Annotated in this window: 21 protein-coding genes; 10 read left to right on the forward strand and 11 right to left on the reverse strand. The window is 68.8% G+C overall.

The genetic code is table 11. The annotated features are described in order from the left end of the window. Nucleotides 1-23: 23 nt before the first annotated feature. Genes NF556_RS02585 through NF556_RS02595 form a run of 3 tightly spaced genes read right to left on the reverse strand, consistent with a single transcriptional unit; the run spans nt 24 to nt 2,671 of the window. Entirely contained in the window at nt 24-1,208 is a 1,185-nt protein-coding gene (locus tag NF556_RS02585) for a YbfB/YjiJ family MFS transporter (RefSeq protein ID WP_252593945.1), read from the reverse strand. A 10-nt stretch (nt 1,209-1,218) separates the two neighbouring features. Beyond that, nucleotides 1,219-1,572 carry a nuclear transport factor 2 family protein gene (locus NF556_RS02590; RefSeq protein WP_252593946.1) on the reverse strand — a complete coding sequence of 118 codons (354 nt, stop codon included), beginning with the start codon at nt 1,570-1,572 and terminating at the stop codon, nt 1,219-1,221. A gap of 16 nt (nt 1,573-1,588) precedes the next feature. Then, entirely contained in the window at nt 1,589-2,671 is a 1,083-nt protein-coding gene (locus NF556_RS02595; RefSeq protein ID WP_252593947.1) for a Glu/Leu/Phe/Val dehydrogenase dimerization domain-containing protein, read from the reverse strand. Nucleotides 2,672-2,715: 44 nt separating this feature from the next. Here NF556_RS02595 and NF556_RS02600 point away from each other — a divergent pair, with 44 nt between their 5' ends. Beyond that, nucleotides 2,716-3,867, forward strand: a complete 1,152-nt coding sequence (locus NF556_RS02600; RefSeq protein ID WP_252593948.1) for a hypothetical protein — start codon at nt 2,716-2,718, stop codon at nt 3,865-3,867. Nucleotides 3,868-3,882: 15 nt separating this feature from the next. Here the strand turns inward: NF556_RS02600 and NF556_RS02605 are convergent, their stop codons facing one another. From NF556_RS02605 to NF556_RS02625, 5 genes are all read right to left on the reverse strand, one after another. Continuing rightward, the gene (locus NF556_RS02605; RefSeq protein WP_252593949.1) at nt 3,883-5,901 is read right to left on the reverse strand and encodes a beta-propeller domain-containing protein; all 2,019 of its coding nucleotides are present in this window, start codon (nt 5,899-5,901) and stop codon (nt 3,883-3,885) included. A 380-nt stretch (nt 5,902-6,281) separates the two neighbouring features. Next, nucleotides 6,282-8,027 (reverse strand): NAD-dependent malic enzyme, encoded by a 1,746-nt coding sequence (locus NF556_RS02610; protein ID WP_252593950.1) that lies wholly within the window; start codon nt 8,025-8,027, stop codon nt 6,282-6,284. Nucleotides 8,028-8,072: 45 nt separating this feature from the next. After that, nucleotides 8,073-9,911 (reverse strand): alkaline phosphatase D family protein, encoded by a 1,839-nt coding sequence (locus NF556_RS02615; protein ID WP_252593951.1) that lies wholly within the window; start codon nt 9,909-9,911, stop codon nt 8,073-8,075. A gap of 49 nt (nt 9,912-9,960) precedes the next feature. Further along, complete coding sequence (gene lpdA, locus NF556_RS02620) at nt 9,961-11,358, reverse strand: dihydrolipoyl dehydrogenase (RefSeq protein ID WP_252593952.1); 1,398 nt, start codon at nt 11,356-11,358, stop codon at nt 9,961-9,963. A gap of 47 nt (nt 11,359-11,405) precedes the next feature. Further along, nucleotides 11,406-12,380 carry a hypothetical protein gene (locus tag NF556_RS02625; RefSeq protein WP_252593953.1) on the reverse strand — a complete coding sequence of 325 codons (975 nt, stop codon included), beginning with the start codon at nt 12,378-12,380 and terminating at the stop codon, nt 11,406-11,408. Between the two features lie 467 nt (nt 12,381-12,847). On the opposite strand from NF556_RS02625, the gene NF556_RS02630 reads away from it, so the two are divergent. Beyond that, on the forward strand, nt 12,848-13,342 hold the full coding sequence (locus tag NF556_RS02630; protein ID WP_345780137.1) for a Fur family transcriptional regulator: 495 nt from the start codon (nt 12,848-12,850) through the stop codon (nt 13,340-13,342). Then, a complete protein-coding gene (locus NF556_RS02635; RefSeq protein WP_252593954.1) occupies nt 13,335-14,825 on the forward strand; it encodes a catalase in 1,491 nt (496 codons plus the stop codon). Before NF556_RS02630 ends, NF556_RS02635 begins: the two co-directional genes overlap by 8 nt. Nucleotides 14,826-15,005: 180 nt before the next feature. On the opposite strand, the gene NF556_RS02640 is transcribed toward NF556_RS02635, so the two are convergent. Continuing rightward, the gene (locus NF556_RS02640) at nt 15,006-15,569 is read right to left on the reverse strand and encodes a hypothetical protein (protein ID WP_252593955.1); all 564 of its coding nucleotides are present in this window, start codon (nt 15,567-15,569) and stop codon (nt 15,006-15,008) included. A 300-nt stretch (nt 15,570-15,869) separates the two neighbouring features. On the opposite strand from NF556_RS02640, the gene NF556_RS02645 reads away from it, so the two are divergent. The 7 genes from NF556_RS02645 to NF556_RS02675 all read left to right on the forward strand — a co-directional run bounded on the left by NF556_RS02645 (nt 15,870) and on the right by NF556_RS02675 (nt 24,028). Then, entirely contained in the window at nt 15,870-17,684 is a 1,815-nt protein-coding gene (locus NF556_RS02645) for an acetolactate synthase large subunit (protein WP_252593956.1), read from the forward strand. Between the two features lie 177 nt (nt 17,685-17,861). Further along, nucleotides 17,862-18,182, forward strand: coding sequence for an acetolactate synthase small subunit (ilvN, locus tag NF556_RS02650; protein WP_252593957.1), 321 nt, complete (start codon nt 17,862-17,864; stop codon nt 18,180-18,182). Nucleotides 18,183-18,299: 117 nt separating this feature from the next. Beyond that, nucleotides 18,300-19,328, forward strand: a complete 1,029-nt coding sequence (gene ilvC / locus NF556_RS02655; protein WP_252593958.1) for a ketol-acid reductoisomerase — start codon at nt 18,300-18,302, stop codon at nt 19,326-19,328. Then, complete coding sequence (gene ilvD, locus NF556_RS02660) at nt 19,325-21,025, forward strand: dihydroxy-acid dehydratase (RefSeq protein ID WP_252593959.1); 1,701 nt, start codon at nt 19,325-19,327, stop codon at nt 21,023-21,025. Before ilvC ends, ilvD begins: the two co-directional genes overlap by 4 nt. A gap of 170 nt (nt 21,026-21,195) precedes the next feature. Continuing rightward, nucleotides 21,196-22,206, forward strand: a complete 1,011-nt coding sequence (locus tag NF556_RS02665; protein WP_252593960.1) for a TRAP transporter substrate-binding protein — start codon at nt 21,196-21,198, stop codon at nt 22,204-22,206. Between the two features lies 1 nt (nt 22,207). Further along, complete coding sequence (locus NF556_RS02670) at nt 22,208-22,714, forward strand: TRAP transporter small permease (RefSeq protein WP_252593961.1); 507 nt, start codon at nt 22,208-22,210, stop codon at nt 22,712-22,714. Nucleotides 22,715-22,717: 3 nt separating this feature from the next. Continuing rightward, nucleotides 22,718-24,028, forward strand: coding sequence for a TRAP transporter large permease (locus tag NF556_RS02675; protein ID WP_252593962.1), 1,311 nt, complete (start codon nt 22,718-22,720; stop codon nt 24,026-24,028). 94 nt (nt 24,029-24,122) lie between these two features. Here NF556_RS02675 and larB read toward each other — a convergent pair whose 3' ends face one another. Next, nucleotides 24,123-24,866: a nickel pincer cofactor biosynthesis protein LarB gene (gene larB, locus NF556_RS02680; protein WP_252593963.1), complete on the reverse strand. Its 744-nt coding sequence runs from the start codon at nt 24,864-24,866 to the stop codon at nt 24,123-24,125. A 25-nt stretch (nt 24,867-24,891) separates the two neighbouring features. Then, nucleotides 24,892-25,812 carry an ATP-dependent sacrificial sulfur transferase LarE gene (gene larE / locus NF556_RS02685; RefSeq protein ID WP_332460651.1) on the reverse strand — a complete coding sequence of 307 codons (921 nt, stop codon included), beginning with the start codon at nt 25,810-25,812 and terminating at the stop codon, nt 24,892-24,894. Nucleotides 25,813-25,818 lie beyond the last annotated feature (6 nt).

Consider the following 25,818-nt stretch of genomic DNA (forward strand, 5'->3'; position numbering starts at 1 on the left):
GCTAGAACATGCCGCAGGCTGGGCTATTCGGCGCGGCGCGGCTGCACCAGGGCCACGCCGGCACCGACAACCAGGATCGCGCCGGAGAGCAGCAGCCCGGTGCCGAGGTCCGCGGTCACGTCCGAGACCCAGCCGGTCAGGGTCGGCCCGACGGTCTGGCCGAGGCCGAAGGCGATCGTGGCAAAGGCGATGCCAGCGGTCCAGTGCGGCTGGGGCAGGGCCTCACGCACCGCGATGCTCACGGCGGTGACCACTGCCAGGAAACTCCCGCCCACCACCGCGCCCGAGAGATAGGCCGCGACCGGACCGTCCAGCACCACCGGGAGAACCGTGCCCACGGCGAGTGCCGTCATCACCACAGCCATGCCGCGGGACCCACCGACCCTCCCGAGCAACGGCCCCCAGGCCAGGCCGGAGACGGCAGCGGTCACTCCGACGACGGCCCAGAACCCGGCGATCAGCGGGCCGGTCATGCCCTGGTCCGTGAGGTATTCGCTGATGAACGTCAGATAGGCGATGTAGCCCAGACCAAAGCAGGTGTAGGCGAGCACGGCCCAGCCGATGAGCCGCCGGTCCCAGCGTCGCGCGTGGTCCTCGGGTGGTGCGGGGTCGGCCACGCGTCGTGCTGCCAGCCCGGCGGCGATGGTCGCCAGCACCCCGACCGCCGCGAGGGCGATCCAACCCTCGCGCCAGCCCGAGCCGTGGGTGATCTCCAGCACCCACGGCACCAGCAGACCCGCCGCGACGATGCCAGCGCCGGCACCTCCGAAATAGACCCCCAGCAGCACTGCGGCGCGGCCACGCGAGCCGCGGTGGCTAGCCTCGGCCACCAGGACGGCACCGAGCACGAAGGCCAGGGCGCCGGCGAGGCCGGCGACGAAGCGGATGGTGAGGAGCACGGCATACAGGCTGGTCGTGGCGGTGAGACCGATGGCGAGCGTAGTCACCGCAGTCCCGGCGAGGAAGGCCCGCCGGGTGCCCATGGCGCGCGCCAGCGGGGCGGCCAGCAGCGCCCCGACCAGATAACCCGCTGCGTTGGTGGTGTTGAGCGCCCCCGCCGCGGAGTAGGACCAGGACAGGTCATCGCTCATGGCCGGGAGCAGCAGCGCGTAGGCGAACCTGGCCAGACCAAGGGCCACGAGCGGACCAGCCGCCAGCCCGATGGCCAGACCTAGGTGGCCCTGTCCCTCCGCTGCGACGCGCTGCACGGCCGAGACGTCAGACAGTCGGCGTGTCGAAGTAGCTGTGGCGCTCGCACGCGCGACCGGCACTGTCGTAGTCGATGAAGTCGGAGAATCCGACGGTGACCGAGGTGCCGTCACGCAGTGTCCCGGTGAAGACTCCGCGGACCGCCGCTGACGATCCCTCAACGATCAGCTGGTCGATCCGGTGGCTGCCGGACGCGATGACCCGCTCGCCGCCATAGAACGCCCGCAGGGCGGCGCTGCCCTGCATCGGCGCATAGCCCGGGCGGTGATAGACGCCGTCCTCGGCAAACCAGTCCAGGACCCCGTCGACGTCGCCCGAGTCGACTGCCCGGTAGTAGCGGTTCGTGATCTCGGTCAGGTCCATCAGCTGTCCGCCTCCATCAGTTGGCCGCCTTTGTCAGTCGCTGGGCAGCGAGGTCCCGGGCCGTCTGCTCCGGGGTGACCCCGCGCTCCTGCGCCTCGGCCAGGATGCCGTCGACGCGTCCACCAATCTGCTCGAGCGCCTCGGCCAGGGTGCTCTCGTCCCAGCCGACGACCCCGGCGTGGACCTGGATGACGCCGCCGGCGTTGGCCACGAAGTCCGGGACGACGGTGATGCCCGCCGCGCGCAGCGCCTCGCCGGCCTCGGCCGAGTCGAGCGTGTCGTTGGCGGCGCCGGCCACGACCTGAGCGCGGACACGACTGGCGTTGTCCGCGGTCAGGACCCGGGCCACGGCGCACGGCGCGAAGACGTCGGTGTCGGTGAAGGGCGCCTCGTGCGGGTCGACCACGCTCGCGCCGAGCTCGTCGGCGAGCGCCTGTGCCCTGGCGCCATCGATGTCGGCCACGGACAGGATCGCCCCGTCGGCTGCGGCGAAGCGGGCCAGACTGGCCCCGACCTGGCCGGTGCCCTGGACAACGACACGGACGCCGTCCATGTCCCGCTGGAGGGCGTGTCGCACCCCGGCGCGCATGGCGGCATAGACGCCGCGGGCGGTGTAGGGGCCGGGGTCGACCTCGTCGCAGAAGGCCCGGCCCCCACGCTCCTCAATGACCCGCATGTCGGTCGGGGTGGTCCCCATGTCAACACCGGGGATGTAGGCACCGTTGGTGCGGGCCACGAACTCTCCGAAGGCCAGCAGTGCCGCGCGACGCTCGTCGCCCTGCAGGGCCGCAGGGCCGTCGGCGAGGATGACGGACTTGGCGCCGCCATAAGGCAGGTCTGCGCACGCGTGCTTCAGGGTCATCGCCGCCGCCAGTCGCTGGGCCTCGATGACGGCGGCCTCTGGTGTGGCGTAAGGCCGCCAGCGCGTGCCGCCGAAGCCGGGGCCCAGCCTGGTGTTGTCAATGGCGATGACGGCACGCAGGCCGGTCGCGCGGTCGTGGCAGGTGATGACCTGCTCGGAGTCGAAGAAGTCAGGGGCCAAGACGTCAGGGGCCAGGAAGTCGGGAGCCACGGTGCTCCCTGCGCTCGCGGTGCTCATAGAGGCAGTTCACCACACCACCGAAGGATGCAAGGATCAGGGTCATGTCCCGCGCAGCCGCAGCCCTGGCCACTGTCGTCCTGCTGCTCACTGCCGGGTGCGGCGCCGAGGGTGAGGAGCCGGCGTCCGACCCCAGACCGTCAGGTGTCGCTGCCAGCGGTGACCCAGCGTCCGACGAGGGAGCAGCCGCGGTGAGCACGCCAGCGGATCCGACCCCGGGCGATCAGCCGACCACCGACCAGGCGACCACCGCCGAGGCGACCAGTGTCGAGCCGAGCAGCACAGGGGGAGGTGAGCACTCGGCATACGGCCTGGCGCTGTTGGCGACCCCGGAAGAGGCGACGCACCTCACCCTCACCGACTTTGACGCGATCCGCGCGCGGCTCGGTGTGCCGGAGCTGACGTCGCAGGACGTCATGACCGACCGGCTGGAGTTCTGGCGAGCAGCCGAGGCGTCCAGCGTCCTGCTGACCGACGGACTGCTGCGCGAGGAGAACAGCCGCTACGACCTGACCTATGACTTCACCCAGGACGACGTCGACGCCGAAGCGCGCTGGACGGGGCCGGAGGGCGCTGGCTTCCTGCTTGCCCTGCGGCCCGAGCTGGACCTCGAGCTGGTGCAGACTGCCATCGATGACGATGCGCCGGGTCTGGAGGGTGCCAACGTCGATCGGGCCACGTCCACTGTTCTGCGGGGGATCGCGTCGGGGCCGGTGTGGGCCAGCAACCCGGCCATGGCTGCGGTCGGTGACATCGAGGCCGAGAGTCTGATCGTGCGCAAGGGGTGCGTGCCGTTCACCACGGCGCTCGGCGTCGACGCGACGGTGGAGCACCAGGAGCAGATCCTGGCCGCACATGATGTCGAGGGCCTGCTGGACGTGGAGGCCGTGGCGATCGCGTTCACGGGGATGACGTCCACGGTGCGGCTGGCCTATCCGGAGGGTCCTGGCCCGGACGCGATCGAGACGGACCTGGCGGCGCGGCTCGCGCTCGCGGAAGACTGGCCGACCACCGAGTCGATCGGGTTCGCCGACGGATTCGGTGACGGCGCCGTGAGCGGGGTCGGCACCTCCGTCGGCGAGGTGACCCTGACGGTGACGAACCCGGGCGCCGCCGCCAACCTGGCCCTGGCCGACCTGGTGCCTCTGGGCGTGTGCGCGGACGTCGAGCTCCTGCCGGAGCCGACCGGGCTGTGAGTTGTCGCCGTCACCTCACTGCAGGTCGACGGCCCACCCGCCGGTCAGCGTCTCCAGGTCGAAGCGCGCCAGCCCCTGATGGTCCACGGTCCACAGGTCCTCGCCGATCACGATCGTGCGGCTCGGTCCCTCGCCCCAGTGGTCCTCCCGGTCGGGGCTGACGGAGATCGTGCCGTCCTCGGTCAGCGTCTCGCCGCCGACGCCGAGCACGACCACGCCCGCGAACATCTCGTCCTTGGTCTCGCCCCAGCGCGCCATCGGCACGAAGGCCTGCCCGGTGGCCGGCCAGGAGGTGAACGCCCGGTGATCCCACTCGACCGGGGTGTAGCCGTTCTTCCAGGTCATCACCTCGGTCTGCTTCGGTGCGGTGAGGTCGCTGATGTCGAAGAGCGAGACCTGCATCCCCTTGGTCTGCCCGCTCTCGGGGTCGGCGTCCTGCCCCACGCCCAGGAGGGTGTCCTCATCGATCGGGTGCAGGTATGCCGAGTAGCCAGGAATCTTCAACTCACCGGTGACGTGGGGCTGGGTGGGGTCGCTGGTGTCGATCAGATAGAGCGGGTCGGTCTGCCGGAAGGTGACGACCGCCGCCAGGTCGGGGGACAGGTAGCGCACGGCCCGGACCTGCTCGGTGAGGCCGAGCCCGTCCACGCGGCCGGTCTCGGTGAGGGCGTCACCGTCCTCGCGGAACATGACCAGGGAGGACTGTGACTGCTCCGAGGCCGCTCGGGGGTCGGTCGTGGTGGCCACCCGGATCACGCCGTCCTCCTCGTCGAGGGCCCACTGGCTGAGCAGATAGCCGTCGACGGTGCCGGAGGCCTGGTAGGTCGTGGCGCTCGGGTCGCTGATGTCGAAGGAGTGCAGGTCGGTGTTGGCCGTGCTCCCATCGCCCCAGTCCCCCAGATCGCCCTGGCTCCAGCGCCACGGGTCCCAGCGGTTGGTGGCCACAATGAGCCGGTCGGTGCTGGCATAGACGGTGCTGCCGCTGGCCACCAGGCCGGCACCCGAGGTGGGCTCCGGTGTGCCAGAGGCGATGTCGAAGCTCAGGACGGACATCGTGGACAGTCCGGCGGGGTCGCGCGGACGGGAGATGTCGTCGCAGTCGAGGAGCTGCTCGGTGGACTGGCTCGTGCCGTCAGCATCGAGCTGCTGCACGTGGGGGATCCAGTCGTCGATCTCGGTGTCGAGGATGAGCTGGCGGTTGGTCTCCTCGGCCTCCTGCTCTGAGGTGAGCCGGCCGTCCTGGGGCCAGGTCTGCTCCACCGAGGGCGGGTCGGTGACCATCACCATGCGGATGGTGTCGCCGATCATCCGGGCCGAGGTGTAGGAGCCCTCGATGCGGGCCGAGCCCACTGTCTGAGGGTCGGCCGGGTCGCTGAGATCCACCGTGGTCAACACGGTGCGGGTGCTCCCGAAGGCCGCCTGCCGGTCGTCGGTTGTCGGAGCCCAGTTGCCCCACTCGGACGAGAGGATCACCAGGGTCGAGCCGTGGAGCAGCAGCTCGCCGGCCTGGACCTGGTCCGAGAGCCCTGGCAGGGTCACCGTGCTGATGACCTCCTCGGTGGCCACGTCGACGATCTGCACGCGGCCGGTGATGCTGGTGACGATGATGTGGCCGTCGGTCTTGACCAGGTCGGCCTCGTCAACGCCCTCCTCCTGGACGTTGGTCGAGGAGTGCGTCGGCGCAGAGCCCCCACTGGACGCGTCTCCGCCCGCGTCGGCTGATGCGGCCTCGTCGCCCTCCTCGAGCCAGCCGCCTCCGTAGCCGCCGCCGAGGCCATAGGGGCCGACCTGCTCCAGCGCGTTGGCCTGGTAGTAGGTGAGCAGCTCGTCACACCCGGCGAAACGCTCGATGAGCGAGGCGGGCAGGGCGGTCACCGAGGCCCGGACGGCGCTGGCGTCCCAGTCGGTCGTGCCCTGGGTGCCGACCGGCGGCGAGCCTTGTGGAGACGGGGGGTCCGGTGGTGACGCGCAGGCTGCGAGCGAGACGAGCAGCGATCCAGTGAGCAGGGTGGCGAGGGCGGCGGAGCGAGGCATCGTGGCCTCCTGGGCGAGAAGGGCTGACGGCAGTGTCCCCGGTGTGACGCAGCCCACACGTCCGCGGTTCCCGCCCATCCTCGACCGAGCGCGTCGTGTGGCGAGATTTACCCCGACCGAGCGCGTCGTGTGGCGAGATTTCCCCTGACCGAGCGCGTGAGGAGGCGGTTCTCAGGTCGACCGAGCGCGCGGGGGACGGGTATGCCGAGGCGCGCCTCGGCATACAGCCGCCGGTCGTGCGCTCGGTGGCTCGTTATCTCAGGCGCCCACGCGCTCGGTGGTGGGATTTCTCAGGCGCCCACGCGCTCAGTGGGGCTGAGAATCGCAACACGACGCGCTCGGTGGGGCTGAGAATCGCAACACGACGCGCTCGGTCGGGGTTAGGGGTCGGTGGTGCGGGCTGAGGGCTCGGCGATCTCGGTGACGACCTCGACGTTGGGATAGACCGGCTGCCACATCAGGTCCTGGATGTCCTGGATCGGGTTGTCCAGGTGGACGGTGGCCAGGCCCTCCTCCTCGGCAGCCTCCACGACCCGCACTGCGACGGCCGCTGACACGGCACGCAGCTGGCGCATCGTGGGCAGGATCGACGCGCCCAACCGCTTGGCGGAGGTCATCTCTGCGACGGCGCGGGAGGCCGCGGCGATCATGTGGTCGCTGACCTTCGTGGCACGGCAGGCCACCACGCCGAGGCCGATGCCGGGGAAGACCAGGGCGTTGTTGGCCTGGGCGATCTCATAGGTGATCCCGTTGTGCTCGACCGCACCGAACGGGGAGCCGGTCGCGATCAGAGCCCTGCCGTCGGTCCAGGCGAGCAGGTCAGCCGGCACCGCCTCAGCCTTGGGCGTCGGGTTGGACAGCGGCATGATGATCGGCCGCTCGCAAGCGGCCGCCATGTCACGCACGATCGCCTCGGTGAAGGACCCAGTCTGGGCCGAGGTGCCCACGAGGATCGTCGGCTGCACATTGTGCACGACATCGGCCAGGTCGTAACGCCCCGACTCGGTCGTGGTCCAGGAGGAGAGCTCCTGCGACGGTCGCGCATAGCGCTCCTGGAAGGGCCGCATCGGACCGTCGGTGTGCAGCAGCCCGCGGCTGCCCAGACCCCAGAAGCGGCGAGCCGCCTCTTCCTCCGGCAGACCCTCCTGCACCATGACGTCGCGCATCAGGTCGGCGACACCGATCCCTGCCGTGCCAGCGCCGTGGATGACCACGCGCTGGTCGCTCATCCGCTCGCCCTTGGCGCGCACGGCGGCGATGGCGGCCGCAGCCACGACGGCCGCGGTGCCCTGGATGTCGTCATTGAAGGAGACGTGCTCCTCGCGATAGGTGTCAAGGATCCGGTGCGCGTTGTTGGCGCCGAAGTCCTCCCAGTGCAGCAGGGCCGTGGGGAAGTGGCGCTTGACCGCTGCCACGAAGGCCGCGATGAACCCGTCATAACGCTCCCCGCGCACCCGTGCGTGGCGGGCACCGAGATAGGCCGGGTCGTTGAGCAGGGCGAGGTTGTCGGTGCCCACGTCGAGCACGATCGGGAGCGCCCGCAACGGGTGGATGCCCGCGGCCGTGGTGTAGACGGCGAGCTTGCCGACAGCGATCCGGATGCCGCCCACGCCCTGGTCACCGATGCCCAGGATCCCCTCGGAGTCGGTCACCACCAGCAGATCGATGTCGTCCGGTCCGGCCCCGTGCGCGGCCAGCGCCTCGTCGATGTCGTCCGGGTTGTCCAGCGCAAGATAGATGCCGCGGGCGCGGTCGAAGGTGGAGCTGAAGGCCTCGATCGCCTCGCCCACGGTGGGGGTATAGATGATCGGGAGCATCTCGTCGAGGTGCTCGGACACCAAGCGGTAGTAGAGGATCTCGTTGAGGTCCTGCAACTGGTTGAGATAGACATATTTGCTCAGGGCGTCCGGCTGCTTGTCGAACTGCCGATAGACCCGCTTGAGCTGCTCGTTCATCGAGTTCACCGCCGGCGGCAGCAACCCTTGCAGGCCGAGGGCGCGGCGCTGCTCCAGGGTGTAGGCCGGCCCGAAGTTGAGCATCGGGCGCGCGAGCACCTGACGACCTCGAACAGCGATCTGGACGGTCTCGGCACCATTGTCGGTGCGGAATTGAAACTGGCGCGCCATAACGGGACAGTAATGCACCCCGGGTGGGCCCCGAACGGCCGGTGTTCAGTCGGCTCCTGCGCCCCGGACCCGGCGTCCGCCGCGCCGGCCAGTGAACCGGCCCCGGAGTCGGTGCCGCCGCCGCAACGCGGTCCGGGCGATGTGGTGCTCCTGCTCCGGTGGTGGGACGTCGAGATCGATGCGAGCGACCTGCTCCAGCCGTGGCTGGTCGTGCTGGCCGTCGTGGACCTCGCCGGTCGACCAGCTGACCTCCATCTGGTCGTCGGTCAGCTGCAGCACGGCCAGGTTGTTGTCATACCAGGGGCCCGCGAGATTGCGCCAGGACCACGGGGCGTCCGGCACCCGGGCAGACCGGGCGGCCAGGGCGCCGACCGGGCTGGCCACCCCATGGGTGAGCAGGGCCAGCACGGTGCGCATCGCACGGGGGAGCGGGTTGCGGATCGGTGAGCAGACGAACTGCATCACGCGGGTCCCGGTGCGCTCCTGCTCCGGACGCCCCACGTCCGACCCGGCCTCCGACCGCCAGGGGTCCTCGACCTCGGACATATAGGAGTGGTGGACGTCGCCGGAGAGGAAGACGATGCTCGCGGGAGGGGTGCCTCGCTCGCCGCGGACGACCTCGGCGACCATGCGGCATACCTGCCGGAAGGACTCGTTGAACGCGCCCCAGTGCTCGAGGTCGACCTCGACCCGCAGCCGCTCGCCGAGCCGGGCGACCGCCCGCCCCCACGCACCGTCGACCATCGCCTCGTTCCAGGCCTCCACGTGGTGCAGGCCGGGGGGCAGCAGGAACGGCAGCGAGGTGCCGATGAACAGGTGCCGACAGTCTCCACGCAACTGCTGATCCAGCCAGTCCATCTCGGGCCCGTCGAGCATCGAGCGCTGGCCCGGTTCGAGAACCCGGGCGGCCCGCGAGTCGATGACGACCAGGCGCGCGTCGCCGAGATCGCGCGCATAGGACCACCGGTAGGTGTCCGGCTCCTGGTCCACCCGCTCGGCGAATGCGTCAAGCACCTCGGTCAGGTCGACCTCGCCGCTCGCGCCGGCCTGCCGCCGCTGCAGCTCGCGCCAGATCTCGTCCTGCGCACGCTCGTCGACGGACAGGTTGCCGAGGTGCTGATAGACCCAGTAGGACGCCAGCGCGGCCACGATCCGGCCGTGCCACCAGCTCGTGGCCTCCATGTCGACCCGCCACTGGGCGGAGGTGTTCCAGTCGTCGCGCACGTCGTGGTCGTCAAAGATCATCAGGCTCGGCAGGCAGGACAGCAGCCACCGCAGCCACGGGTCGCTCCAGGCGATGAGATAGAGGTGGGCATACTCCTCGAAGTCGCGCAGCTCGGGCCCGGGCGGCTCGTCCAGGGACCGCCGCGACTCGATGAACTCGCGCATCTCGTCGCTGGTCTCGTCCGCATAGACCTGGTCGCCGAGCAGCAGCACCAGGTCGGGCAGGTGCGCCAGGCCGTCCCGCACCTTCTGCCCGGCCGCGTCCATCCCGAAGGTGCGCAGCGCGTCCACGCCGTGGGTGCGGTGGTGCTCGGCGTCGTGCGGGACGCTCGTGCGGCAGGAGCCGAAGGCGATCCGGCTCGCCTGGCTCCGGTCCAGGGTGCGCAGGCTGCTGGGCGGGGTCGGGTCGTGCGGCGCCGGCCAGACGGGGGTCCCGTCGAAGACCACCTCGTATGCCGAGTGGGTGCCTGGCGCGAGGCCCGTCACCTCCACGAGGGCGAAGTGGTGCTCGTGGACGGCGAAGGTGGGTGCGCTCCATTCCCGGCCGTCTGCGTCGAGCCGCACCACGACGGTGCCCGCCCGGGCGGTCTCGACCCAGATCGCGGCCGACGTCTCATCGACGTGGCGCAGCACGGGGCCGAGCAGCAGGGGGGAGGTCACCGTCGCGGTGTGTCCGAGTGTGGCGGGTGTCCGAGGCTGTGCTGGCCGATCAGAGGTTGATCATGTGGCCGGAGAGACCGTGCAGGGCCTCCTTGACCGCCTCACCCAGCGTCGGGTGGGCGAAGACCACGCGGGACAGCTCGTCCGCGGTGAGGTCCCAGGTCTGCGCGGCGTTGAGCACCGGCAGCAGCTCTGTGGCATCCGGGCCGATGATGTGGGCGCCGACGAGCTCGTTGTGCTCGGCGTCCGCGACGATCTTGACGAACCCGACCGCGTCACCCAGACCCATCGCCTTGCCGTTGGCCGAGAACGGGAACTTGGCGACCTTGACGTCATAGCCCTTCTCCTTGGCCTGCTCCTCGGAGTAGCCCATGGAGGCGATCTGCGGGTGGCAGTAGGTCGCGCGCGGGATGAAGTCGAAGTCGATCTCCTGGGTCTCGGCGTCCGCGATGGTCTCGGCCGCCACGATGCCCATCGCCTCGGCCGTGTGCGCCAGCATCAGCTTGCCGGTGACGTCGCCGATGGCATAGACGCCGTCGACGTTGGTGCGGCCGCGGCCGTCCACCTGGATCGCGCCGCGCTCGGTCGTCGCCACCCCGATCTCCTGCAGGCCGTAGCCCTCCAGGCGCGGCGCGAAGCCGATCGCCGAGAGCAGCCGGTCGGCCTCGATCACCTGGGAGTCGCCGCCGCCGGCGGGGGAGACGGTCACCTTCACGCCGCTGCCGGTGTCCTCGACGGACTCGACCTTGGTGCTGAGCATGACCTTGACGCCGAGCTTCTTGTAGTGCTTGAGCAGCTCCTTGGAGACCTCTGCATCCTCGGTGGGCACCATGCGGTCGAGGAACTCCACGATCGTCACGTCGACGCCGAAGTTGGTCATCACATAGGCGAACTCGACACCGATGGCCCCGGATCCGGCGATGATGATCGAGCCGGGCAGCTCCGGGTCGAGGATCTGCTCCTCGTAGGTCACGACGTTGTCGCTGACCTCCACGCCCGGGATCATCCGGGTGGTCGCGCCGGTGGCCAGGATCAGGTTGTCGAAGGTCAGCTCGGTGGTGCCCTTGTCTCCGTCCACCGTCATCGAGGTCGAGCTGGTGAGGGTGCCCCAGCCGTCGACCTCGGTGATCTTGTTCTTCTTCATCAGGAAGTGCACGCCCTTGACGATGCCGTTCGACACGTCGCGGCTGCGCTTGTGCGTCGGGCCGTAGGACATCGTGGCGTCGCCCTCGATGCCGAACTTGGCCTTGTCATGGGTCAGGGTGTGCGCCAGCTCGGCGTTCTTGAGCAGTGCCTTGGAGGGGATGCAGCCGACGTTGAGGCAGACACCACCCCAATACTGCTTCTCCACGACGGCGACCTTCTTCCCGAGCTGGGAGGCGCGGATCGCCGCGACATACCCGCCGGGACCGGCACCGAGAACAACGACGTCATAGTGATCGGCCATGCCGACAGTATGCCGTCCGTCGGCTCTCCCAGCAGCCTCGCCCCGCATCATGGACGCAGGCCTTCGGCGCGTAGACGGTCCTGCGCGATTCTCTCGGAGCGCTCCGCACGCTCGATCCGTTGGCCGAGAGTATGACGCTCGAGGTGCCTGAAGTGCCGGCGAGCCCGTCCAACCTTCCAGGCAGCGACCGGGCCAACGGCGAGGATGACGAGAGTGACTGCGGCCAACCAGGGCTCAAAGATGAGCGGTGCGGTGCACACGACAACGACTACACCCCAGACGGCTACGACCAGGTGTAAGAGCCCGAGCGAGCGGGACCTTGTGGCGGATCCAGAGGCATCCACCGTGGAATCTATGGCTAGGTAGATGCCGAGCGGGAAACTGATGAGGACCAACCCGCTGTAGAGGAGCACCGCGCCGCTGAGTTGAGGTGCCAGGCTTAGTTGTGCCACAGCGAGCAGGGTCGCTGTCCCAGTTGCCCAGATCGCCGTGGACCCCCACCGCTGCAAGCGACCTCCGGGGTCGTCAGGCAGTGCACCGGTCGCGAGGTCTCTCACCAACTTCTGTTGGAGGGCAGTGCGATGTGTCTTGGCGCGGTGGAGGTTGTAGGTGTGCCGCACGACCGGAGGGCTGCTCAGTGCGGCGAGCCAAGCGAGCAGGAGTGCGAGTGCTGCCAGCATGGCCGCCCCCGGCCACGTCCGTGATGCAGCAAGGTCGAGGTAGGGGATGGCTCCGAGGCAAAGGGCCGATGCGCCAAGTAGGGCAGCCATCGCCACAGAGTCGAGGAGCATCGCTCTGGCCTGCCCCGCTGCCCCCTTCGGCTGTCGGACGTGACCGATGCTGACCGCGACAAACAGCGTCACGCTGATTGTGACTATGCCGATGATGAATGCCCCAAGTAGTTCGGCGCTGACGTTGTGGTGCAACTGTCCGAAGCGGTCGACGAAGGACGCCCAGAGCTCGTCGATTCGTAGTGGCGCGGGGGACGACGCGATGGCAGGCGGGGGCACGGTCGCTGCCATCCAGTGGCCTCCTCCGGCAATGAGGATGCTGATAGCCAGCCAACCCCAGGCCCAGCGGCGCATGGCATTCCTCTCCTGCTCGATCTCCCATGGTTGAGGTTCTGGGGTTTGGGGCGGTTGGTTAACGACGAGTGTCGCGGTTGGCCGGTCTCTGATGTCTCGCTCTTTTCGGTAGGGGGACCGGTTCAAGAGCCACCCCACGACGAGCGCCGCACTGACGCTGCCGAGTATCTTCCTGTCCGCTGATCGCATCGTTCCCACCCTCTAGTCACCGTTAACGCTGCTTAACCCCGTTTGCTCGCCCCACGTCGCCTCGTGCGGGCGTGCCGCAACGGTGCTAAGCACCGTAGGCGGAGCCACCGACATCCGCTCCGCGGAGGGCGTTCTTAGATTGGACAGAGTCCAGAGGGGTAGCTACAATGGATATTGTCCAGACGCGGCCCAGGGGATCAGTGGAGGTGCAGAGCGTGGCGAGTCACGGCATACCGACTCCTGCAGAGTCCCTCCGCGCCGCCGGGCTGCGGGTCACCCGCCCCCGGGTGGCCGTTCTCGAGGCCCTGGCGCGCGAGCCGCACACCAGCGCCGACGCCGTCCTGGCGCAGGTCCGAGAGCAGGGGGGCCCAGTGTCCCGGCAGGCCGTCTATGACGTGCTGCACGCGCTGACGCAGGCTCGCCTCGTCCGGCGGCTGCTGATCGACAATGCCTCGCGCTACGAGCTGGACACCCACGACAACCACCACCACCTGCTGTGCCGCGGCTGCGGTGCGCTCGCCGACGTGCCCTGCGCCGTCGGTGCCGCGCCCTGTCTGCTGCCCAGCCACGATCACGGGTTCGAGGTCGAGGTCGCCGACGTCCTCTACTCCGGGCTCTGTCCCACCTGCCGTGCCGCGGGGGACCGCGGGGCGGACGCCACCACATCAACTGCACGCACATCAACAACACCACGGAGGATGAATGTCTGAGTTCACAGCCGGCACCCATGAGAACGGTGCGCCGCGCCCGTCCGACGCCCACTCGCTCAGCGTCGGGAGCAACGGCCCGCTGCTGCTGCACGACGTGGCCCTGGTCGAGAAGCTCGCCCGGTTTGACCGCGAGCGCATCCCGGAGCGCAGCCCGCACGCCAAGGGGTCGGGGGCCTTCGGCGAGTTCGAGGTGACCGAGGATGTCAGCAAGTTCACCAAGGCCGGGTTCCTGCAGAAGGGCGCCAAGACCCCGATGATGGCCCGCTTCTCCACTGTCGCCGGTGAGCAGGGGTCGCCCGACACCTGGCGTGACGTGCGCGGTTTCGCGCTGAAGTTCTACACCGACCAGGGCAACTTCGACATGGTCGGCAACAACACGCCGGTCTTCTTCGTGCGCGACCCGATGAAGTTCCCGGACTTCATCCACTCCCAGAAGCGCACCCCGGACTCCGGCCTGCGCAGCGGGAACATGCAGTGGGACTTCTGGACGCTGGTGCCGGAGTCGGCCCACCAGGTCTCCTACGTGATGGGCCCCCGTGGCCTGCCGCGCAGCTGGCGCGAGATGAACGGCTACTCCTCGCACACCTACTTGTGGGTCAACGAGGCCGGCGAGAAGTTCTGGGTCGTCTATCACTGGCTGTCCGAGCAGGGCGTGCACAACATGACCAACGAGGAGGCCACGGAGCTCGCGGGCACCGACGCTGAGTATCACCGTCGCGACCTGTTCGACGCCATCAACCGCGGCGACTTCCCGAGCTGGCGCCTGGAGGTCCAGGTCATGCCCTACGACGAGGCCAAGGACTACCGCTTCAACCCCTTCGACCTGACCAAGGTCTGGTCCAAGAAGGACTACCCGCGCATCCCGGTGGGCCGGTTCACGCTCAACCAGAACCCGTCCAACCACTTCGCGGAGATCGAGCAGGCCGCCTTCAGCCCCTCCAACACGGTGCCCGGCACCGGCGTCTCCCCGGACAAGATGCTGCTGGCTCGCGTCTTCTCCTATCCCGACGCCCAGCGCAACCGCCTCGGCACCAACTTCAACCAGTTGCCGGTCAACGCCCCGAAGGTGGCGACCAACTCCTACGACAAGGAGGGGGCGATGCAGTTCCACCACAGCGGTGCAGCTCCGGTCTACTCGCCCAACTCCTACAGCCGCCCCTATGCCGACGAGCAGGGCACCTCGGAGACCGGCTGGGAAGCCGATGGTGAGATGGTGCGCGCGGCCTACACGCTGCACGCCGAGGATGACGACTTCGGTCAGGCGCACACCCTGGTCCGCGAGGTCTACACCGAGGAGGAGCGCCAGGAGCTGGTCAAGACCGTCGTGGGCTCGCTCACCGACGTCGAGGAGCCGGTGCTGAGCCGGGTGTTCGACTACTGGACCAAGATCGACGCCGAGGTCGGTGCCAACATCGAGGCCGCCTATCGCGCGGGCGCCGAGGAGCAGGTGCCGGGCAACGACCCGGTCGACGTTGACGCCTGAGTCACCGACTGACTAGTCCCCCAAGGCGATTCGCCGGGCAGGGCTGACTGGGCCTGCAGGAGTGGTTGCACCAGACCACCCCTGCAGGCCCCTTGTCGTTCCAGGGCTCAGTGTCGTCCCGGGGCGTCGGTGTCGTCCCGGGTGTCAGTGTTGTCCGGGGCGTGAGTGCTGTCCGGGGTGTCAGTTGATGCTGGCCGCGAGGTCTCGCACGCTCATCAGCTCGGCGGTGTCGACGAAGGTCCGCAAGCGCTCGTCGCTGTAGGTCGCGGGGTGCGCCACCAGGACGACCAGCGTGCTGTCGCGCACCACTCCCTCGGCGAACAGGAGTGTCTCGGGGCCGTTGGCGCTCGCCGAGAGGTGGTCCCCGGACGAGGTGCACCCATCGGCCAGGTCGGGCTCGACCGTCCCGAGGAGCTCGCACAGATCGGGGTCGGCTCCGACCCGGAGATTGAGCAGGCGCAGCTCAGGGACCGCAGCACCGTCGCCGTCGACGTAGGTCGCGACGAGCCCGCGGTTGCTGTCGAGCGCGGTGAGGTCGTGGATCTCCTGTGGCAGCTCTGGCACGCCCACGGAGCGCAGGCCAGGAGCGGTCAGCTCGGCCAGTCGTGCCTCGTCCTGCTCCCGCTGCCACAGGAAGATGCCGAGCACCGCGCACACGGCGAGGAAGCCCACGATCATCGTCACAATGACGATCCGCCCCCGGCGCTGAGTCCGCCGAAGGTCCTCCGGCTCCCGTGTGGTCATGCTGCATCTCCCTCGTCGCGGTGCAGATCCTTCAGTCTCTCAGCAGTGCTTCAGCGGTCCGCATCGTGGATTCTTTGGCGATCCGCAGCGCACAGCACCTCGCTTGTGACCGGCGTCACAAGCCAAGTCTCTTGACAAGACCCGGGTGAGTGGGGGCATGGTTGCCCTATGCACTTCGGCCTCGTACTTATTATCTCAGGGCGCGTCACGCGGTAACCACCTACCGAGACGCGTCCTACCTCCGTTGCCCATCCGGGCCGGGGGTTTTTTTATACCCAGATTCGAGTCAGAGAGAGTGATATGACCGCTCAGCCCACCAGCGCAGCGCCCGCCCAGATGGCGCTCCCGAGCACGAGCACCGGTGCCGAGGCACTCGTGGATGCGCTGCTCCGCGTAGGCGCAGAGCACATCTTCGGTCTCCCCGGCGGGGCGGTGCTGCCGCTCTACGACACGCTCTATCAGCGTCCCGAGCTGCGTCACATCCTGGTCCGCCACGAGCAGGGCGCCGGCCACGCGGCCCAGGGCTATGCGGCGGCGACCGGCAAGGTCGGGGTCTGCCTGGCCACGAGTGGGCCGGGAGCCACCAACCTGGTCACCCCGCTGGCCGACGCCAACATGGACTCCGTGCCGATGGTGGCGATCACCGGCAACGTGCCCAGCTCGGCGATGGGCTCGGACGCCTTCCAGGAGGCCGACATCCGCTCGATCACCATGCCGGTGACCAAGCACAGCTTCCTGGTGACCGACCCCGCGATGATCGCCCCGACCGTGGCCAGCGCCTTCCGGCTGGCGTCGAGCGGTCGCCCCGGGCCTGTCCTGGTCGACGTCAGCAAGGACGCGCTGACCGCTCAGACCAAGACGGTCACCGACGGCGACCTGGCGATGCCGGGCTATCGGCCGGTGACCGAGCCCGGTCACGAGCAGGTCCGTGACGCGGTCTCGCTGATGCTCGCCTCCCGCCGTCCGGTGCTCTATGTCGGTGGCGGCACCATCCGCGCCGGCGCCCACGGCGAGCTGATGGCCCTGGCGGAGATGACCGGCCTCCCCGTGGTCACCACGCTCATGGCCCGCGGTGCCTTCCCGGACAGCCACCCGCAGCACCTGGGGATGCCAGGCATGCACGGCACGGTCGCGGCCGTCGGCGCGCTGCAGAAGTCGGACCTGATCATCAGCCTGGGCGCCCGCTTCGATGACCGGGTCACCGGTGTCCGCGAGTCGTTCGCGCCGCATGCCAAGGTGATCCACGCCGACATCGACCCCGCGGAGATCGGCAAGGTCCGCGCGGCGGAGGTCGCCCTGCTCGGCGACTGCCGCCCCACCATCGCGGCCCTGGCCGGCGAGTTCCGTGCCCGCGTCGAGGGCGGCACCGTCCCCGACTACGCCGAGTGGGTCGACTTCTGCCAGAAGGTCAAGGGCCGCTACCCGTTGTCGTATGACGAGGCGCCGGGTGGGCAGGTCGCCCCCCAGCAGGTGATCGAGCGGCTGGGCGCCCTGGCCGGGCCGGACGCGGTGTTCACCTCGGGTGTTGGACAGCACCAGATGTGGGCCGCGCACTATCTCGGCTTCGAGCGTCCGCGGACCTGGATCAACTCCGGGGGCCTGGGCACGATGGGCTTCGCGGTCCCCGCGGCGATGGGCGCCAAGGTTGGCCGACCGGACAGCACCGTCTGGGCGGTCGACGGCGACGGTTGCTTCCAGATGACCAACCAGGAGCTGGCCACCTGCGCCGTCGAGGGCATCCCGATCAAGGTTGCCATCATCAACAACGGCGCTCTGGGCATGGTCCGGCAGTGGCAGACGCTGTTCTACAACGAGCGCTACAGCAACACCGGCCTGCGCGGCACGCCGGCCCGGCCGGAGGCGCGCACCCCGATCCACGTGCCGGACTTCGTGATGCTGGCCCGCAGCTATGGCTGCGAGGCGCTGCGCTGCGAGGACCCCGCTGACATCGACAAGACGATCGAGACCGCCATGGGCATCAACGACGTCCCCGTCGTCGTCGACTTCCGCGTCCACCAGGACGCGATGGTCTGGCCGATGGTCGCCTCGGGCGCCAGCAACGACGACATCAAGTTTGCCCGCGACCTCGCCCCCCAGTTTGAGGAGGACGACTGATGCACCTGACTGGTCAGGCCACCCCCTGCGACGTGCAGGCCCGGTCACCGGTGACCACCTCGGCACGTCACCGGCTCGGAGCACTGATTATTCGAGTCCGGGAAAGGGCCGGGCACTCCAGCTGATCACCACCCCTCATCACACTTCCAACCCCCATCACCCCCTTTGGAGCACATCATGAGCCGTCACGCACTGTCTGTCCTGGTCGAGAACAATCCGGGCGTCCTGGCCCGGGTCTCGGTCCTGTTCGCCCGCCGCAGCTTCAACATCGACCACCTGGTCGTTGGCCCCACCGAGGACCCCAAGGTCTCCCGGATGACCATCGTCCTCAACGTCGGTGACGAGCAGCTGCACAAGGTCACCAGCCAGTTGGACAAGCTGATCGAGGTCATCCACATCGAGGAGCTGTCGGACCCGTCCGCGATCCGCGACAAGCTGTGGGCGATCAACGACAACGGGCCACGCCCGGTCGGCGCCATGGCGGCCGCCTGGGGCTGACCCACCGCCCACGTGACTGGGACACGGCCGCCCGCCCCACGGCATACGGCCCCCTGCTGTAAGACCCACACCCCCACACCACGGGGACTCACCCTCACCCAAGGAGAACGACTTCAGATGGCCAAGATGTACTACGACGACGACGCCGAGCTCGGTCTGATCCAGGACCGTTCGGTCGCGGTCATCGGCTATGGCAGCCAGGGGCACGCGCACGCGCTGTCGCTCCGTGACTCAGGGGTGGACGTGCGCGTCGGTCTCCCCGAGACCTCCAAGTCCCGCGCCAAGGCCGAGGCCGAGGGGCTGCGGGTCGTGACTCCGGAGCAGGCGGCACAAGAGGCCGACCTGATCATGATCCTCACGCCGGACCACACGCAGCGCACCCTCTACACCGAGGCGATCGAGCCGCACCTCAACGAGGGTGACGCGCTCTTCTTCAGCCACGGGTTCAACATCCGGTTCGACTACATCAAGCCCCCGACCGGGGTGGACGTGTGCATGGTCGCCCCCAAGGGCCCGGGTCACCTGGTGCGTCGCGAGTATGTCGACGGTCGGGGTGTGCCGGTCCTGGTCGCCGTCGAGCAGGACGCCAGCGGGCGCGCCTGGGACGTGGCGCTGTCGTATGCCGCAGCCATCGGGGGACTGCGCGCCGGCGGCATCAAGACGACCTTCACCGAGGAGACCGAGACGGATCTTTTCGGCGAGCAGGCGGTCCTTTGTGGTGGTGTGAGCCAACTGGTCATGAAGGGCTTCGAGACGCTGACCGAGGCTGGCTACCAGCCGGAGGTCGCCTACTTCGAGTGCCTGCACGAGCTCAAGCTCATCGTCGACCTGATGTATGAGGGCGGCATCGCCAAGCAGCGCTGGTCGGTCTCCGACACCGCGGAGTACGGCGACTACGTCTCCGGCCCGCGCGTCATCGACGACAAGGTCAAGGAGAACATGCAGGCGGTGCTCGAGGACGTCCGCAACGGCAACTTCGCGGCCCGCTTCATCGCCGACCAGGACTCCGGCGCCCCGGAGTTCAAGAAGCTTCGGTCCGAGGCGGAGGTGCACCCCATCGAGACCGTCGGTCGTGAGCTGCGCGACATGATGTCCTGGGTGAAGTCGCACGACTCCGACTATGTCGAGGGGACCGCGGCGCGGTGACCGAGGTCGATCCCAAGCCCCGCTCACGCGATGTCACCGACGGTCTGGAGCGCGCCGCTGCCCGCGGCATGCTCCGGGCCGTCGGGATGGGTGATGACGACTGGGTCAAGCCCCAGGTCGGAGTCGCCTCGTCGTGGAACGAGATCACGCCGTGCAACCTGTCCCTGGAGCGGCTGGCCAAGGCCGCCAAGGACGGGGTGCACGAGGCGGGTGGCTATCCGTTGGAGTTCGGCACCATCTCGGTGTCTGACGGCATCTCGATGGGCCACGAGGGGATGCACTACTCCCTGGTGTCCCGCGAGGTGATCGCCGACTCGGTGGAGACCGTCATGTCCGCCGAGCGGCTGGACGGGTCGGTGCTGCTGGCCGGGTGCGACAAGTCGCTGCCGGCGATGCTGATGGCGGCGGCACGCCTGGACCTAGCGGCGGCGTTCGTCTATGCCGGCACGATCCTGCCCGGTCAGGCCAAGCTGTCCGACGGGTCGACCCGTGAGGTCACCATCATCGATGCCTTCGAGGCAGTCGGTGCCTGCTCGGCCGGGCTGATGTCCCGGGACGACGTCGACGCGATCGAGCGGGCGATCTGCCCGGGCGAGGGTGCCTGCGGTGGGTTCTATACCGCCAACACGATGGCTGCCGTCGCCGAGGCGATGGGCATGGCGCTGCCGGGCTCGGCGGCCCCGCCGGCCACCGACCGGCGCCGGGACGGCATCGCCAGGGCGAGCGGGCGGGCCGTGGTCGAGATGCTGCGACAGGGCATCACCGCGCGCCAGATCATGACCAAGGAGGCGTTCGAGAACGCCATCGCGGTCGTGATGGCCTTCGGTGGCTCGACCAACGCGGTGCTGCATCTGCTCGCGATCGCTCGCGAGGCGGACGTGGAGCTGACGCTCGATGACTTCCGTCGGATCGGCGCGAAGGTGCCGCACCTGGCCGACGTCAAGCCGTTCGGGCAGCACGTCATGGTCGACGTGGACCGCGTGGGAGGCATCCCCGTGGTGATGCGCGCCCTGCTGGATGCCGGTCTGCTGCACGGTGATTGCCTCACCGTGACGGGCAAGACGGTGGCCGAGAACCTGGCGGAGGTGCCCCCGCCGGACCTGGATGGTGAGGTGCTGCGAGCGCTGGACAACCCGATCCACAAGACGGGCGGTCTGACCATCCTGCAGGGCTCCCTCGCCCCGGACGGGGCGGTGGTGAAGTCGGCCGGTTTCGACTCGGACGTCTTCCGTGGGACCGCGCGCGTCTTCGACGGGGAGCGGGCCGCGATGGACGCGCTCGAGGCCGGGACCGTCGCGGCCGGCGACGTGGTCGTCATCCGTTATGAGGGGCCTCAGGGAGGCCCGGGCATGCGGGAGATGCTCGCCATCACCGGAGCGATCAAGGGCGCCGGGCTCGGCAAGGACGTCCTGCTGGTGACCGACGGCCGGTTCTCCGGTGGCACCACGGGCCTCTGCGTCGGGCACATCGCGCCCGAGGCGACCACCGGTGGACCGATCGCCCTGGTCGAGGACGGTGACCCCATCGTCCTGGACGTCGCGAACGGGACGCTCGAGGTCGAGGTGAGCGACGACATACTGCAGCAGCGTCGTGCTCTGTGGGCTCCACCGGAGCCCCCCGAGCGGTCCAGGCGGGGCGTGCTGAACAAGTATGTGCGGCTCGTGGGGTCGGCGTCGCAGGGCGCCGTCACATACTGACCTCGTGCGGGGGTGGCGGGTGACCGCCTCTGCATGACGGTCTCCGGCCGGGCCGGGTGGTGCTCCTCCGCCACCCGGCCCGGCTTATCCCGTTGATCCGTGGCCTGTGGACCGGAGCGCGGCCACGGCCTAGGGTGACGCCAAGCAGTCGCCCTCGAGGAAGGACGCCTATGAAACGGCGGATCGTCGCACTCGGCACGGTGGTGGCGTTGGGGTTCGGCCTCAGCGCCTGTGGTGGAGGGGGCGCGGGCAGTGATGTGATCATCCTGCGAGTTGCGCTGAACCAAACCGAGACGCACCCCTCCTACGTGGCGCTGTCCAACTACAGCGACCGGCTCGAGGAGCAGACCGACGGGCGGATGCGCCTGGACATCTTCCCCAACGAGACACTCGGCGCCCAGGCCGAGGTGCTGCAGCTGCTCAGCGACAACATCATCGACCTGGGGATCATCTCCGGCTCCCAGATGGAGAACCTGAGCGGGGACTTCCTGGTGCTCAACATGCCGGGTGTCTTCGACTCCGTCGAGCACCAGATGCCGGTCGTTCACGACCCGGAGATCGTCGGGGAGCTCTACACCTCCCTGGAGGACAGCAACGACATCACGGTCATGGGCGGGTTCACCCAGGGATCGCGCCACATCTACACCAAGAACAAGGTGACCTCGCTCGCCGACCTGGATGGCGTGAAGATCCGGGTCCAGGAGAGCGAGCTCAACCTGGCGATGATCCGGGCACTGGGAGGCTCACCAACCCCGATGGCCTTCGGTGAGGTCTACACCGCGCTGCAGTCGGGCGTGCTGGACGGCGCGGAGAACAACGAGGTCTCCTACTTCACGCAGAAGCACTTCGAGGTGGCGCCCTTCTTCACCAACTCCAACCACCTGGTGGGGCTGGACTACATGGTTGCGAGCACCGAGATGCTCGAGGGTCTGGCCCCCGAGGACCGCCAGTTACTCGAGGACGAGTGGATCAACACCTACGAGGACCACATCCAGCTGTGGGACGAGGCCACCCAGGAGGCCATCGAGGGTGCGCAGGCCGGTGGGGCCGAGTGGGTCGAGATCGACCAGGAGGAGGTCCGGGCGGCCCTCGAGCCGTTGGCCGACGAGTTCCTCACCACGCCCACTCAACGACAGCTCTACGACAAGATCCGCGCCGCGGCGCCAGGGCAGGAGGACTGACGTGGAACCCATCAAGAAGGGACTCGATCGGGTGCTGCAGGGCGCCTCGGTCGTGCTGTTCGCGCTGTTGGTGGTGGTTGTCGTCTGGCAGGTCTTCACCCGTCAGGTGCTCAACTCACCCAGTGCCTGGACCGAGGAGTTGGCCCGCTACACGTTCGTGTGGGTGGGGCTGTTCGCGACCGCCCTCGTCTTCTCTGAGCGAGGGCACATCGCGGTCGACTTTGTGGTCACGAAGTTCTCGACGAAACCGCGCAAGGTCGTGGCCGTCGTCGTGCAGCTGGCGATCATCTTCTTTGCCCTCGCTGTCCTGGTCTATGGCGGCGTCCGCGCCTCGAACGGCGCCTGGAACCAGTCGCTGAGCGCCCTGCCGACCCAGGTCGGCGTGATGTATCTGGCGATGCCGATCACCGGCGTGCTGATCACGTTCTACGCGATCTACCACCTCCAAGCCGTCCTGCGGGGCGCCGAGGAAGCCATCGACACCGACCAAGACCCCCAGATGGTGTGACCCATGGACCCCATCGCTCTCGCAGCCACCGTTCTGGTCGGCACGATCGTCCTCGGCATCATCTTCTCGGTGCCGATCGCCGTCAGCATCGGTCTCGGCACGTTCTTCGCAGCGGTCGTGCTCCTCGACTTTGAGAAGGCCGCGCTGGTCTCCAGCCAACGATTGTTCACCGGCATCAACTCCTTCACCCTGTTGGCGATTCCGTTCTTCGTGCTCGCCGGCGTCCTGATGAACACTGGCGGCATCGCCGGCAGGCTCATCGACGCCGCCAAGGTCATGGTGGGCAAGACGCCAGCCAGCCTGGCCAACACCAACGTCGTGGCCAACGCGATGTTCGGCGCCGTCAGCGGCGCGGCGGTCGCTGCCGCAGCAGCCATCGGCACGGTGATGACACCGCGGATGAAGGAGGACGGTTACGACCCGAAGTGGTCGGCAGCGGTCAACGTCGCGTCTGCCCCCGCAGGCATGCTCATCCCGCCGAGCAACACCTTCATCGTCTACTCACTGGTCAGTGGTGCCTCCATCTCCGCGCTGTTCATGGCCGGCATCATCCCGGGCCTGATCTGGGCTGGCGCCTGCATCCTCGTGGTGATGCTGACCTACAAGAAGTACAGCACCCCCCAGGAGACGGCGTCGGTCTCGTTCAAGGACTCGATGCTGGTGATCTGGCGGGCCGTGCCCTCGCTGCTGATGATCATCATCGTGATCGGCGGCATCGTCGGTGGCATCTTCACCGCCACCGAGTCCTCGGCCATCGCGGTCGTCTACTGCCTGGTCCTGGGCTTCATCTATCGCACCATCAAGTGGTCCGACCTGCCCAAGGCCCTGCTGGATGCCGCCCGCACGACGGCCATCATCATGCTGCTGGTCGGTGTCTCGACGGCACTGTCGTTCGTGATGTCCTTCTCGCACATCCCCGACGCGGTCTCCGACGGGCTGCTCGGCCTGACCGACAGCCCACAGATCATCTTGTTCCTGATGATGATCATCCTGCTGATGGTCGGCACCTTCATGGACCCGACCCCGGCCATCCTGATCTTCACACCGATCTTCCTGCCGATCGTCACGACCTTCGACATGAGCCCGGTGCACTTCGGCACGATGATCGTCTATGCGCTGTCCATCGGCGTGATCACCCCGCCCGTCGGCAACGTGCTCTTCGTCGGAGCGCGGGTCGCCGGGATGGGCATCGAGCCAGTCGTCGGCAAGCTGATCTGGTTCTTGCTGGCCCTGGTTGGCGGACTCCTGCTGGTGATCTATATCGAGCCGCTCTCGCTGTGGATCCCGAACATGCTCGGGTTGATCGCCGAGTAGCGAGATCTTGCCCCACCGAGCGCGTGGGCGCCTGAGTCTTCCCCCCACCGAGCGCGCCGTATGCCGTGGGGCCGGCGATCGTGGTCGGGTCCGGTCAGCCGGTGGCCGCGATCTGGGCCGCCATGTGCCCAGCGCCATAGCCGTTGTCGATGTTGACGACGGCCACGCCGGGAGAGCAGGCGTTGAGCATCGACAGCAGTGGTGCCAGGCCCTCGAACGCTGCGCCATAGCCGACCGACGTGGGCACCCCGATGACCGGGGCCGATGCGAGCCCTGCGACCACGCTGGCCAGCGCGCCATCCATGCCGGCCACGACCACGATGGCCGAGGCAGCAGCGATCTGGTCGACCCGGGCCAGGATCCGGTGCAGTCCCGCGACGCCCACATCGACCACGAGCTCGGTCGGGCGCCCGAGATGCTGCGCCGTCAGCCACGCCTCACGGGCGACGGGGATGTCGGCCGTCCCGGCACAGAGCACCAGGACCGTGCCGCCGCTCGGCTCCGGCACGGGCCCCGGCCAGGCAACCATCCGCGCCACTGGGTCGTGGATGGCTCCGGTGAGCTCACGGCATACGGCCTCTGCCTGCTCCGCCGTGGCACGGGTGAAGAGGATCGTGCCCAACGCCTCCGGGTCGTCCGCGCCGCGCTCGCCGACCGCGCGCGCGATCGCGACCAGGTGGTCCATCGTCTTGCCCTCGCACAGGACGGCCTCGGGATAGCCGCGACGCGCGGCCCGGCCGAAATCGAACTCGGCGATGCCCTCGAGACTGTCATCCGACGCGCTCGGTGGGGCCGATTCCCGCAACACGACGCGCTCGGTCAGGTCTGTGGGCGCCACACCGTGCGCTCGGTCGGGGTGGGGGTCAGCCACGAGTGACCAGGGGCATGGTGAAGGCACCGGACTGGATGCCGACCAGGTCCAGGGCCACGAACCGGAAACCAGCAGCCTGCACGCCCTCGACCAGCGCGGCACGCACCTGCGGGTCGGCGGCGCGGGCCAGCTCGTGGTCGGTCAGCTCCAGCCGGGCGACGTCGTCGTGATGGCGCACCCGGCAGTCCGAGAAGCCCAGCGCCCGCACGGCAGCCTCGGCCCGATCGATCTGGGTCAACTTCTCGGGGGTGACCTCCTTGAAGTGCGGGATGCGCGAGGCCAGGCACGGCGCCGCCGGCTTGTCCGCGTTGGGCAGCCCCAGGGCGGCCGCCACGGCCCGCACGTCGGCCTTGGTCAGCCCCGCGTCGGCCAGCGGCCGCAGCACTAGGTGCTCGGTCGCGGCCCGGGCACCGGGACGGTCCGGACGGATGGCGTCGTCGGCGTTCTCGCCATAACTCACCGCCGCCAGCCCGTGCGCGGCCACGACGTCGTCACCGATGCGCGCAAACAGCTCGTCCTTGCAGTGGAAGCACCGGTCCGGACCGTTGGCGCGATAGGCCTCCGACGACCCCTCATCCGTGGCCACCTCGACGACACCGACCCCGATCTGGCTGGCGATGTCGTGGGCGGCCGCCCGCTCGGCGGTGGCCAGGCTCGGGGAGATGCCGAGTATGCCGACAGTCCGGTCCGCGCCCAGCTCACGAACGGCGACGGCCAGGAGGGTGGTGGAGTCCACGCCGCCGGAGTAGGCCACGCCCAACCGGCCCTCGCCGGGCAGGTGCTCGGCCACGCGGGCGATCAGCGCGGCGACCTCGGGGGAGACGTCCTGGTGGGCGTCGACCCGATCGGCGATCTGCAGGGGAGGGCCGCTCGCGCCCTGGGTCACCGCGACGACGGGGAGGAGTTGGGGCACCTGCGT

Source organism: Ornithinimicrobium faecis (genome assembly GCF_023923225.1).
In the GTDB taxonomy this organism is placed as follows: domain Bacteria; phylum Actinomycetota; class Actinomycetes; order Actinomycetales; family Dermatophilaceae; genus Ornithinicoccus; species Ornithinicoccus faecis.

Bases quoted from the DNA above. Each gene is read 5' to 3' on its own strand.
- NF556_RS02590 (WP_252593946.1), bottom strand. From the start codon at position 1,572: ATGGACCTGACCGAGATCACGAACCGCTACTACCGGGCAGTCGACTCG.
- NF556_RS02595 (WP_252593947.1), bottom strand. From the start codon at position 2,671: ATGAGCACCGCGAGCGCAGGGAGCACCGTGGCTCCCGACTTCCTGGCC.
- NF556_RS02600 (WP_252593948.1), top strand. From the start codon at position 2,716: ATGTCCCGCGCAGCCGCAGCCCTGGCCACTGTCGTCCTGCTGCTCACT.
- NF556_RS02605 (WP_252593949.1), bottom strand. From the start codon at position 5,901: ATGCCTCGCTCCGCCGCCCTCGCCACCCTGCTCACTGGATCGCTGCTC.
- NF556_RS02610 (WP_252593950.1), bottom strand. From the start codon at position 8,027: ATGGCGCGCCAGTTTCAATTCCGCACCGACAATGGTGCCGAGACCGTC.
- lpdA (WP_252593952.1), bottom strand. From the start codon at position 11,358: ATGGCCGATCACTATGACGTCGTTGTTCTCGGTGCCGGTCCCGGCGGG.
- NF556_RS02625 (WP_252593953.1), bottom strand. From the start codon at position 12,380: ATGGCAGCGACCGTGCCCCCGCCTGCCATCGCGTCGTCCCCCGCGCCA.
- NF556_RS02635 (WP_252593954.1), top strand. From the start codon at position 13,335: ATGTCTGAGTTCACAGCCGGCACCCATGAGAACGGTGCGCCGCGCCCG.
- NF556_RS02640 (WP_252593955.1), bottom strand. From the start codon at position 15,569: ATGACCACACGGGAGCCGGAGGACCTTCGGCGGACTCAGCGCCGGGGG.
- NF556_RS02645 (WP_252593956.1), top strand. From the start codon at position 15,870: ATGACCGCTCAGCCCACCAGCGCAGCGCCCGCCCAGATGGCGCTCCCG.
- ilvN (WP_252593957.1), top strand. From the start codon at position 17,862: ATGAGCCGTCACGCACTGTCTGTCCTGGTCGAGAACAATCCGGGCGTC.
- ilvC (WP_252593958.1), top strand. From the start codon at position 18,300: ATGGCCAAGATGTACTACGACGACGACGCCGAGCTCGGTCTGATCCAG.
- NF556_RS02665 (WP_252593960.1), top strand. From the start codon at position 21,196: ATGAAACGGCGGATCGTCGCACTCGGCACGGTGGTGGCGTTGGGGTTC.
- NF556_RS02675 (WP_252593962.1), top strand. From the start codon at position 22,718: ATGGACCCCATCGCTCTCGCAGCCACCGTTCTGGTCGGCACGATCGTC.